Source organism: Pectinatus brassicae (assembly GCF_014201835.1).
In the GTDB taxonomy this organism is placed as follows: domain Bacteria; phylum Bacillota; class Negativicutes; order Selenomonadales; family Selenomonadaceae; genus Pectinatus; species Pectinatus brassicae.
Genome location: NZ_JACHFH010000054.1, coordinates 1 through 12,001 on the forward strand (window position 1 = coordinate 1; position 12,001 = coordinate 12,001).

The 12,001-nt window shown below is 34.2% G+C and carries 9 protein-coding genes and 2 pseudogenes; all 11 read left to right on the forward strand.

Annotated features, from left to right (window positions below; all coding sequences use genetic code 11):
- Positions 1 to 151: 151 nt before the first annotated feature.
- Positions 152 to 832 (forward strand): annotated as a pseudogene (locus HNR32_RS13015) (monomethylamine:corrinoid methyltransferase); the annotation flags it as partial.
- Between the two features lie 123 nt (positions 833 to 955).
- Complete coding sequence (locus HNR32_RS13020) at positions 956 to 2,002, forward strand: nicotinate-nucleotide--dimethylbenzimidazole phosphoribosyltransferase (RefSeq protein ID WP_183863364.1); 1,047 nt, start codon at positions 956 to 958, stop codon at positions 2,000 to 2,002.
- 218 nt (positions 2,003 to 2,220) lie between these two features.
- Entirely contained in the window at positions 2,221 to 4,095 is a 1,875-nt protein-coding gene (locus HNR32_RS13025) for an ASKHA domain-containing protein (RefSeq protein ID WP_183863366.1), read from the forward strand.
- Between the two features lie 3 nt (positions 4,096 to 4,098).
- On the forward strand, positions 4,099 to 4,977 hold the full coding sequence (locus HNR32_RS13030) for a uroporphyrinogen decarboxylase family protein (RefSeq protein WP_183863370.1): 879 nt from the start codon (positions 4,099 to 4,101) through the stop codon (positions 4,975 to 4,977).
- A 4-nt stretch (positions 4,978 to 4,981) separates the two neighbouring features.
- Entirely contained in the window at positions 4,982 to 5,821 is an 840-nt protein-coding gene (gene pylSc / locus HNR32_RS13035; protein ID WP_183863372.1) for a pyrrolysine--tRNA(Pyl) ligase large subunit, read from the forward strand.
- A 14-nt stretch (positions 5,822 to 5,835) separates the two neighbouring features.
- A complete protein-coding gene (gene pylB / locus HNR32_RS13040; RefSeq protein ID WP_183863374.1) occupies positions 5,836 to 6,957 on the forward strand; it encodes a methylornithine synthase PylB in 1,122 nt (373 codons plus the stop codon).
- Positions 6,890 to 8,029 (forward strand): 3-methylornithine--L-lysine ligase PylC, encoded by a 1,140-nt coding sequence (pylC, locus tag HNR32_RS13045; RefSeq protein WP_183863376.1) that lies wholly within the window; start codon positions 6,890 to 6,892, stop codon positions 8,027 to 8,029. Before pylB ends, pylC begins: the two co-directional genes overlap by 68 nt.
- A 16-nt stretch (positions 8,030 to 8,045) precedes the next feature.
- Positions 8,046 to 8,873 (forward strand): 3-methylornithyl-N6-L-lysine dehydrogenase PylD, encoded by an 828-nt coding sequence (gene pylD / locus HNR32_RS13050; protein ID WP_183863378.1) that lies wholly within the window; start codon positions 8,046 to 8,048, stop codon positions 8,871 to 8,873.
- A gap of 48 nt (positions 8,874 to 8,921) precedes the next feature.
- On the forward strand, positions 8,922 to 9,407 hold the full coding sequence (locus tag HNR32_RS13055; protein WP_183863380.1) for a helix-turn-helix domain-containing protein: 486 nt from the start codon (positions 8,922 to 8,924) through the stop codon (positions 9,405 to 9,407).
- Between the two features lie 569 nt (positions 9,408 to 9,976).
- Complete coding sequence (locus HNR32_RS13060) at positions 9,977 to 11,332, forward strand: uroporphyrinogen decarboxylase family protein (RefSeq protein WP_183863382.1); 1,356 nt, start codon at positions 9,977 to 9,979, stop codon at positions 11,330 to 11,332.
- Positions 11,333 to 11,728: 396 nt separating this feature from the next.
- A pseudogene (locus HNR32_RS13065) lies at positions 11,729 to 11,905 on the forward strand (helix-turn-helix domain-containing protein); the annotation flags it as partial.
- Positions 11,906 to 12,001 lie beyond the last annotated feature (96 nt).

Here is a 12,001-nt window from a genome sequence, read left to right on the forward strand (position 1 = left end):
TAAGAATTTTAAACACAGCAGTGTAATAACATATATAAGAACCGTAGGAACTACGGGGATAGCCTGTGGAGATAATGTAAGACGTGTTTTTTGCGTAACTATCTATGAAGCAGGAACCCCGCGACTTTAGTCGTGGGAGGTTCAGGTCAGTGCACTCACTTTTGATGCTCACTATGTATTAGCTGGTAACGTAATCATGACCGAACAGATGCCTATTTATGGTGGCTATGCGGGCGGTTTAGAAGAAACAACAATAGTTGACGTTGCAACAACTATAAATTCATTTATTATGACCCAAAGTACATGGCATCTTGATGGACCTACACATGTACGCTGGGGTATTACAACAGCACGTGAAACATTAGCTATAGCAGCTGCATGTTCTTTGGCAATTGAATCGTCATATGAATTAATACTTGGTAATCAGTACTATACAATGGCTGGACCATGTACTGTTATGTGTTTGTTGGAAACTGCCGCTCAGGCAATAACTGATACTGCCAGCGGTCGTGAAATTCTTTCTGGTGTTGCAGCAAGTAAAGGTGTAGCAACAAATTATACCACCGGAATGGAAGCTCGTTTCATGGGTGAATGTGCTCATGCTGTAGCTGGTCTGCCATCAGAACAGATAAATGAATTACTTAATAAACTCATTGGCATGTATGAAAAGAATTATAAAACAGCACCAAAAGGAAAGCCATACCAGGAATGTTATGACACAATTAAATTAGAACCTACTCAGGAATATATTGATGTATATCATGAAGCTGTAAAAATTATGACTGATTTAGGTTTGGACTATTGGACAAAAAAAGAAAGCATTATCGATTGATACTACTTTAATTACAGTATTAAGAACACTCTCGTTTATAATTTGTAGACGAGAGTGTTCTTATATTTTGATAAAGTAATTATATGATTACTTTATCAAAATATAAGAACACAAAAATGGAAAATGAAAATACAACATAAAGGGGGGCTTATTATAACTGACTTAGAACAAATAACGCAGATTGTTGATCAAATGGCAAAACCACCAGGAAGTTTAGGGCTTTTGGAAAGTCAAATAAAAAAGCTTTATTGTTGCTGGGGGAAACTGCATAAGGAACTTAATCCCTGTCATTTAATTTTTGCAGCAGATAATGGTATCGCCGAAGAAAGTGTAGTGAGACAACCTCAAGAAATTACTTATTTACAGGCTCAAAATATGGTGGATGGAAAAGCAACTATCAGCTGCTTTTGCAAAAAAAATCAGATACCATATAAAGTTATTGATGTAGGAATTGCTAATTTTGCATCTGTTGGCTATAATCGAAAAATTGCTTTAGGGACAAAAAATTTTCTAATAGAACCTGCGATGCAGTTAGAAGAATATAATAAAGCTGTTGCCACTGGCGAGGAAATGGTTTTGCGGGCTAAGCAAGAAAAATATAATATCATCTCTTTGGGAGAAATGGGTATAGGCAATACTACTACCTCATCAGCAGTATTATATGCACTTTCTGATATTCAGCCAGATTTGATTGTTGGATATGGCGCAAATAAAAATAATCCCGAAGTCATAAAAAGAAAATGTGAAGTTATAAAACAAGGGGTTGCTCTTTATAAGAAACAACTATATTCGCCAGTTGATATTATCCGCTGTGTTGGTGGTTTTGATATTGCAGCAATGTGTGGAGCGATGATAGAATGCGCACGACAAAGAATGCCTTTTGTGCTAGATGGGTTTATCACTGCCGTTGCATTTGCTTGTGCTGTTCGTATGTGCCCCAAAGTTAAAGATTATGTTTTTGCATCGCATCTTTCACGTGAAGCAGGGATGATTTATGCACTTGAATTAAGTGGGATTGCAGAAACGGAGGTTCCGATTAGAGCTCAATTAGCATTAGGTGAAGGAACTGGTACGGTTTTTGCTATTGTTATGTTGCGGACTATGTTGGATGCTGTATGGAATGTAAGCAAAATATCAGAATTTGAATCTAAAATTTTAACAATTAAATAAAAACTTTGTAGTTTTCATAAATGTATTAAAAAAATAAAGATATACCTTTATTTTTTGTATAATATTTTATCATAACTTAAATATTAGATGGTTATTATCTTGTTAAATTGTTAAGCAAGTGTTATAATAATTTAAACAAATAAAAAGATACTGTTATGGCAATGGAGCCTACCATTTAATTTAAATGGTAGGCTCTTATTTTTTTTAGAGGGAAAATTATGGGACAATATAAAATAATATTTCAACCATCAGGACGACGGTGCCAAATAAACGATAATGAAACCTTATTAGAAACAATGCAGCATCATGGGATAGATTTATTATCGCCTTGTGGTGGAGCTGGTGTATGTGGCAAATGTAAAGTAAGGATAGAGCCAGTAGACTCAGATAATATTAAGTATATGAATCCATTGACACAAAATGAGAAAAAAGCTTTAAGCTTATATGAGATACGGGAAAATTTTCGTTTAGCCTGCAATACAAAAATATGTGCTGATGTTAAAGTTTTTATACCAGTACAAAGTACTATTAGTAAACAAGTTATCTTAAAAAACGGTCTTAATCATGCTGTGGCTATTAAACCAGCTGTAAAAATTTATTCAATAAGCATGCCAAAACCTACATTAACAGATCATCGGGCAGATATCAGCCGTTTATGCGATGAATTATTAAAAGCATATCCGGAACTTATAAAATTAGAATTTGAATTTAGTTTACTCACAGGCGATTTATCGACGATTTTGCGAAAAAATAAATGGCAGGTAGATGTTGTCATAAAAAATGAATCAAAAATTATCGATGTACTGCCCGTTGGGGAAAATGACATATATGGTATTGCTATTGATTTGGGAACTACGACTATTGTTGGGAAATTGTGTGATTTAAAAACAGGTAAACTTTTAGCACAATCTTCCTCAATGAATAGTCAGGTGCGTTATGGTGATGATGTAATATCACGCATATCGTATCAAATGCAGCATAAAAATGGCCTAAAAGAATTACAACAAATAGTTGTAAATGATATGAATGTATTGATTGAGAATTTATGCAGCACGGCTGGAATTGATAAAAAACATATATATGAAATAGTCTTAGCTGGAAATGTGGTTATGGAACATTTGATTTTAGGGATAAATCCAGAATATATCGGTAAAACACCATTTGTGGCAACAATAACTCAGTCAATAGAGGTTTTAGCAGAAAAAATTGGTATAAAAATAGCAAAATATGGTTATTTGTATTTTTTAGCAGCAGAAGCTGGTTTTGTGGGAGCTGATAATGTTGCGGTGTTGATTGCGGAAGAGCCGCATAAAAAAAATGAAATTAGTTTAACAATAGATATTGGAACTAATGGCGAGATAGATTTTGGTAATAATGAAAAAATGTTTTCAACCTCCTGTGCTACTGGACCAGCATTGGAGGGAGCACAACTTTCCTGTGGTATGAGAGCTGCACCGGGGGCAATTGAAGCAATAGACATAGATGATAATTATAATCCTAAGATAAAAATTATTGGACAAAATGATGATGAGTCCATAAAGGCTACTGGGATATGTGGCTCGGGGATAATTGATGGAATTGCAGCATTATTAAAAAGTGGATTATTGAAAAAAGATGGCTCGTTTAACCGAAAAATATCTTCAGATAGATTGCGTAAACGGGAAAACAATAGTATGGAGTACGTAATAGTTTTTGGTAAAGAGCAAAACAGCAGTGAAGATATTGTTATCAGTCAAAAAGATGTAAGAGCTGTTCAATTGGCAAAAGCAGCACTTTATACGGGTATAAGAATACTTATGAAAAAGAGTGACTGTGCAGCATTTGATAAGGTGATTTTAGCTGGTGCATTTGGCAGTTATATTAATAAAACCAGTGCATTATATATTGGATTATTGCCATTTTGCGATGAAAAAATAATTCAAACGGTAGGAAATGCTGCAGGTGAAGGAGCCCGAATGGCGTTGATGAATATTGATAAACGGCGGGAAGCTGAAAAAATAGCATCAGATATTAATTTTGTTGAAGCAGCTGATGAGAGTGATTTTCAAGAAGAGTTTTTTGCAGCACTTAATTTTCCTAATAGCGGGGCATAAAATATGGAAGCATTTATTTGTGATAATAGCGGCAATGAAGAAATGCCAGTGGAAGTAATAAATAAATCAGGGGTCATGGCAAAAGAGATCTATATTAATGGTAAAACAATGGCATCATTGGCACATAAGATTAAAGAATATAATAATGATGTCATTGCTAAGATGCCATTTACCACAGTTGATTTTGCTGAAGCTTTGGGGGCGAAGATACAGTATTTCAAGGATAATATTCCGCCATTAGTAAGTGAGTATATTTATCATGATATTGATGATTTACTAGCATGGAAAAAATGTAATTTTTCCTCACCAATGTTAACAGCTGTAATGAATGCACTACAGCTGTTAGAAAAGCAAAAGATAAGAACAATAGTAAAACTTGAGGGGCCATTTACTAATTTGAATTTTTTGCTGGAAATGAAAAAGATATTTCTTATTGAAAAAAATAATCCGCAAATAATTTCTGCGATATTAGATAAATTATGTGATGATATATTTACTTACATAAAAATATTATATGAAAAAGGCTGCAAAGCAATATCGTATGCAGATCCCAGTGGTTATATCGGCATTGTAGGACCTGATTTTGCCAGGCAGGTTAGCGATAAATATAACTATAAATTATTGAAAAGACTGCAAGATTCCAAAATGAAAATGGTAGTATTTTTATGTGGTAATACTTCAATTTCTTTGGTACGAAGCGGTTATGCTGTAGTTGATAAGAAAATGGTGTCTGTTGAAAGTTTGGGACAAGCTATTTTGAACTATTCAGACGCAGATACCATGCGGATGATAGGCCATACATGCTTGAGAAAATCTGCGGCGCATTTAAAAAATTCATATTTAAATTTTATTGAACTAAATAAAAGTGATGAGAGGATCTGATAAAATGCCGAAATCAGTTATTTGGTCAGATACACAAAGAATAAGATTACAAGAATTAAGTGGTTATCAATATTTAGATGAAAAATTTGTTTCTGATAAAGAAAAAAATAAAGCTTTTCAGGAATATGAAAAGCTTTTGATAAATACAGCTAAAGAAAAATTGACACATTTATATAAGGAAAAGCATAAACCAGATTTATGTATATTAACAGAAAAATTGGCGAATATATTAACTGAAGCTGGATTTATGCAGGTAGTTACACCGACAATTATTTCTAAAAAAATGTTAAAAAAAATGACTATCGATGAAGCACATAAGCTATATTCACAGGTGTTTTGGCTGGATAATAAAAAATGTTTACGGCCGATGCTTGCACCTAATTTATATTATATATCAAAAGACTTATTGCGCTTATGCGATAAACCATTGCGATTATTTGAAATAGGTTCCTGCTTTCGCAAGGAATCGCAGGGAAGTACACATTTAAATGAATTCACTATGATTAATTTAGTGGAGTGGGGACTGCCGGAGGAAGAACGTAAGGAACATTTGAAAAAGATGGCAGATACTATAATGCAGGCAGCCGGAATTGAAGATTATGCATTTGAAAGCGAGGACTCTGTGGTTTATGGTGATACAGCTGATGTTGTATGTAATGGAATTGAAGTGGCATCAGGCGCTATGGGACCACATTATTTAGATGCTAATTGGGGAATAGACTCTACATGGGTAGGGATTGGTTTTGGCTTGGAGCGATTATTGATGTTAAAGAATAATAAAAAGAATGTAAAAAGTTATAGTAAAAGTATTACCTATATTGATGGAATACGTTTAAATATTTGAAAGAAGGCTTTTAAATGGGATTTTATGAGGCTTTAGAAAAAGTTAGTGCTGGTGAGTTTTTGAATCAGGAAGAAATTGCAGTGCTGTTAAGCACTGACGATGAACAAGAAAATAGAGACTTATTTACAGCAGCTTGTAAAGTAAGAAATAAATGTTTTTCCAATAAAGTTTTTTTATATGGATTTGTATATTTTTCTACGTATTGTCGTAATAAATGCAATTTTTGTTTTTATCGTGCTGTTAATAAAAGCATAAGATATCGTAAAAGCCTGAAAGAAATTGTCGATATTGCAGTTTCCTTAAAGAAATCAGGGATACATTTAATAGATTTAACCATGGGCGAGGATCCTTATTATCTGGATAGAGGAAAAGCTGGCTATGATGAGCTGCTAAATATAATAAAACAGGTGAAAAAAGCTACAAATTTGCCAGTGATGATTTCACCGGGAACCGTGTCAGAAAAGCTCCTGGAGAAAATGAAGGATAGTGGGGCTGAGTGGTATGCCTGTTATCAAGAAACACATAACTTAAACTTATATAATAAACTGCGGCCAGATCAGCCTTATCAAAAAAGATATAATAGTAAATTAGCCGCAAAAGAAAATGGCCTTTTAATAGAAGAAGGTTTATTAACCGGGTTAGGTGAAAATGTTTATGATATTGCAGCATCCTTTTATAAGATGAAGGAATTAGAGGCACAGCAGATTAGAGTTATGACATTTGTACCGCAAAAAGGAACGCCTATGGAACAATTTAGTGCCCATGATAATAAAATGGAACTCAAAATAATAGCAGTAATGCGATTGTTGTTTCCGGACAGACTTATTCCGGCCTCTCTTGATGTAGAGGGGATTGACGGACTAAAAAAACGGATAAATGCTGGTGCGAATGTAGTGACTTCGATAATTCCGCCCGATAGTGGACTCGCGGGTGTATCACAAAGTACACTAAACATAAAGGATGGCTGGCGGACAGTGCAGGGGGTAGTGCCGATTTTACAAGAGTGTGGATTAGCTCCGGCATCAGTTAGTGAATATAAAAATTGGCTGAAAAATGAGGAACATAAAAATGCAGAAGAAAATTGCGGTCTTAGGCGGCAAAATGCAAGGAACAGAAGCTGTGTATTTGCTTCATAAAGCAGGTTATTATGTTTTATTGGCGGATAAAAATGAAAATTCGCTGGCAGCAGGATTGGCTGATGAATTTAAGCAAATTGATTTTTGTGATAAACATGCGCTTAAAAAATTTCTACTACAGGCTGATTTCGTTGTTCCAGCATTAGAAAATAAACAGGCCTTATCCTCTATAATCCAAATAGTTGAGGCAATCAATAAACCAATTATGTTTGATATGAAGTCATATGAAATTTCATCTTCAAAAATTATTTCAGATAAATTATTTCAAATTTTAAATATCCCAGCACCGCAGCCATGGCCTTGTGAGTTTCCGGTAGTAGTAAAACCATCTAATCGTAGTGGCAGTGAGGGAGTAAAAAAATTAATAGATAAAACTGAACTGCGTAGTTATGAGAAGGATAATAAAGATTTGGTTATACAAGAATATGTAGATGGTCCATCTTATTCTTTGGAAATTATTGCCTGCGATGGTAAGTTGCAAACATTTGAAGTGACTGAATTGGAAATGGATGAGGTATATGATTGTAAGCGTGTGCTGGCACCAGCGCGGTTAAATGATGTTTTCTCGGCAGCCTTGGCACAGATGGCAAGAAAATTAGCTGAAAATATGAAGCTTACCGGAATTATGGATCTAGAAGTAATACTGCATAAAGGTCAGCTTAAATTACTGGAAATAGATGCTCGGCTTCCCAGCCAAACACCAACAGCAGTATTTAATTCCAGTGGAATTAATATGTTGGAGAATTACGTTGAAGGCATCAAGGAAAATAGCAGTAATAATATATCTATACAAGCCGCTATTTATGAACAGATTTTGGTTACAGGAGATATGGTGAAATTATGCGGTGAGCATATAATGTCAGGCAGAGGCAGGCTTCATTTGGAAAATAATTTTTTTGGGGCAGACGAGGCAATAACAGATTACAATGCCGATAAAGACGAGTGGGCGGCAATATTGATAATCAATGGACTGACAATAAAAGAGGCATTGCAAAAAGAAAAACAGGTAATAAAAAATATTATGAAGCAGACTGGAAAGAAAATATTCGAAAATTTACAGCCGCAGCTATAAAGAAGAAGGTGGTAAAATGACAAGATTGCGTTACGATGATATTTTTCATATAAGTGAACAATTAACAAAATATGATAGTGATTTAAGAAGAATAATTGATATGGGACTTAATGAGCTTGGTGCAGCTGCTGCTGGGGCAAACTTAACTGAATTGCAAAAATATATAAAAGGCGAATGTGTTGGCATAGTGCCAATAACTTCTGGTGAAGGTATAATCAATAGTTTTTCTCAAACAATAAAAAGTATTATAGATTTTACCGGGCTGACAAGTTTTATTACTAATGCAACTGATGTAGCAGGAATTGCTGAAGCAGTAGAACGTAAGGCAACAATGTTGTTTATTGCTGACGATGCAACATGCAAATTACTGCATTTGAAGAAAAGTATCATCGCCGATAATAGTGAATGTACAAGCAGAGGGTTTGCGACGGCACTAAAAAATAAAATTAAAAATTCCGATAAGAAGAAAATAACAATATTAGGTGCCGGTCCGGTTGGACAAATGGCAGCAAAAAACTTAAAAGCTGATGATATAGAAATAATAATATATGATATTGATAAAGAAAAAATGGATACGGCAGCAAACAATTTGGGAATAGGAACAGCAAAAAGTTTGCAGGAAGCCCTGGATAAAAGTAACTTTTATTTTGAAGCTACTACTTCTATTAATACAATAAAAGAAAATGATATAAAAGCAGACACATTTATCGCAGCACCGGGTGTACCACTAGGAATAGATGAAACAGTCATAAAAAAGCATGCTGATAGGATTATTACGGATACTTTGGAAATAGGAGTAATAACTATGGTATTTACAATCTTAGAAAAATTATCTATAATATAATATATAAAGATTTCTAAAAAAAAAGTTCTTTAAAAGGATTGATGTAAAATGCCACGTATAGCTGTAAAAATAATATTGTCGGATAAAGAGAAAAGTCTTTTGAAAAAAAATATCAGTGGACAGCGAGTAGAAAAGAGAATGTATTTACGTTCTAAGATTATACTTTTATCGGCTGAAGGAAAAGAATGTATTGAAATTGCAAAAATGCTGGGAATATCAGAAAAAACATGCCGTAAATGGCGAAACCGCTTTGCTAAGCAAAGAATGGACGGACTCAATGATTTACAAAGAACTGGTGCACCAGAGTTATTTACAGAAGAAGAAAAAATGCAGATAATTCAAAAATCCTGCAGTGCTCCGGTGATGCTCGAAAATTGGACATTAGCAAATATTACGCAATGGGCTCGTGAGTTTTTTTCTAGAGAAGTATCGATTGAATCAATTAGACAAATATTAAAGACGGCTGACAAGAGTACAATTATTAGTGATATGCCAGATAACGTAGTCTATATGAAGAAGAAAAAAGCAATATAATAATTGTTGATTAGTGATGATTATCATATATTTTAAATATCCGTATTGATATGTTAAGAACATATCAATACGGTCTTTTTTTATTGTTAATATAGCAATTATATATTGTAATGCTTAAGTAATTATGCTATAATAACAATATCGACAAAGAAATAAGTACCGTTATTAAGCAACGAGGCTTAAAAGATATTATTTGTGTATATAATATCTTTTGAGTCTTTTTTTGTTGGTAAGTACAGTTGAATATGTACTAAATAAAATGGAGGATGGATCGAATGGATCACGCAGACTCTAAATCTGCGCAGTCGAGTGAAACTCTCGGATTCTCCGCCAAAGAATATTATCTTAATTTCGTGTTGTGTTAGTTAATAAATTAGTGTGCTCTTAAAGCCGTCCTTTTAGGGAAGGTGGCTTGACGAAGTCAAGGCGGAAGGGTTAACCCCTCAGGCAGCTTTGCTGCCAGCTCCCCTATATGGGAGCCTTTCAAACATCTAAAACTCAACTGATACAATGCTATCTTAATTAAATATAATAAAGTTTATACAATATAAAAACAGGGGGAAGTAATAATGAACAGCAAAGAGAGAATATTAAATGCACTGGATTGTAAAGAGGTTGATAGAACACCATGGCTGCCATATGCAGGTGTTCAGACGGCAAATCTGATTAATGTCAATGCCCGTGAATATTTAACAAGTGTAGATAATATTGTTGATGGAGTGTGTGAGGCATATAAAAAATATTCACCAGATGCACTGCCGGTTTTATTTGATTTGCAATTAGAGGCAGAAGCAATTGGCTGCCAATTAAAATGGGCCGATAACAATCCTCCCGCAGTAGCTACACATATATTAGAAGAAGGAAAAACGGTAAAAGATTTGCCTTTTCCTACAGAAGAAAGTGCCAGATATCCGATTGCCCTTGAAGCCACAAAACGTGTTGTGGAAAAATTAGGCGATAAAATTGCCATTTATGCCTTGATTTGTGGCCCATTTACATTAGCACTTCATTTGCGCGGTGTAGGTATTTTTTCGGAAATGATGCGTAAAAAGGACCAGGAAAAAGTTGATGAATTGATGGAATATACTGTACAGATAGGTAAAGATTTAGCGGCAATGTATAAAAAAACTGGTGTAGATGTTATCGCTGTAGTAGATCCAATGGTTTCACAGATATCACCTAAACATTATGAAAGATTTGTAAAAGAACCGACTACAAAACTAAATACATATATACGTGAAGAACTAGACTTGCGTGTTATGACTTTTTCTTGCGGGGACGCCACTAAGAATCTGGAAAGCATGTGTCAGACTAATACACATGGTATAGCATTCGATGAAAATGTTGATTTAGCGTTTGCTAAAGATGTTGCTATGCGTAATCATGTGGCCTATGGCGGTAACCTACCTCTTACTACAGTTATGCTTTTTGGTACACCAGCGGAAAATGTGGCTGAAGCAAAAAAAGAAATCGAAATTGGTAAAGGCCCTGGATTTATATTGTCACCTGGTTGTGATATACCTTACAATACGCCTATTCACAATATTGAAGCAATATCAGATTATGCCAGTGGCAACTATACTCCTGTAGATGTCTTGGATGAAGCTGAATTTAATGATAATAGTCAGGAATTTGAAGATATTGCAATAGAAAAAGGCAAGGTGTTTATTGAAATAATAACATTGGATTCAGAAGGCTGTGCACCATGTCAATATATGTGTGAATCCGTAAAGAAAATCCTGCCTAAATATAAAGAAAAAATAGTTTGGCGTGAATCTTTAATAAAATCCAAGGCTGGAGTTAATCGAATGGCTAAATTAGGGGTAAAAAATTTGCCTACTATGCTGATAAATAATGAAGTAATATTTGACAATATTGTTCCTACAGAAGCAGAACTCGTTACTGCTATAGAAGAACACTTATAATTATTAACTTAGCTAAAAAAGGAGTGGTTTTATAAAAACTGCTCTTTTTTTAGTAGTCAAATATTTGGCATGATATTTGCATTAATAAAAGTATATAAGCATTTATTAATTATTAGGAATAGATTAGTGTCTGAAAATAATAATTATGCTATGTATTAATATTAAAGAAAGACGGAGATGGAAATATGCGAAAAAGCTAGCGTGCAATAATGAATGTTACTAACTGGAATAAAATATTATGCTGATGAATTTGAAAGGAATGAATACTAATGCTCAAAGAAATAGCTTATGGTTAATTGTATAATCAAATTGAACAGTAAATAAAAAATCCATAGGGACTATTCTCGTGTTAGAATGTAATCACCACAAAAACATCTACACGGGGGAAAAATCACTATGGACTACTCTAATTTTACCATAAATGAATCAGAAAGCAAGCTTGGACAACATCTTCAAAGAGAAGACCGCGGAGCTATTGAAAAACTGCATCGTGAAGGTTACTCACTAAGAAAAATAGCTAAATTAATAAATTGCTCTCCAAGTACTGTAATGTATGAATTGCGCAGAGGTACTGGATACAGTAGTTGGTAAACGCAAAGGTCATGAAGAAGTTATCCTGTCGCTTATCGAACGTATAACCAATAACTATCTTGCGTTTAAAATCAGTGG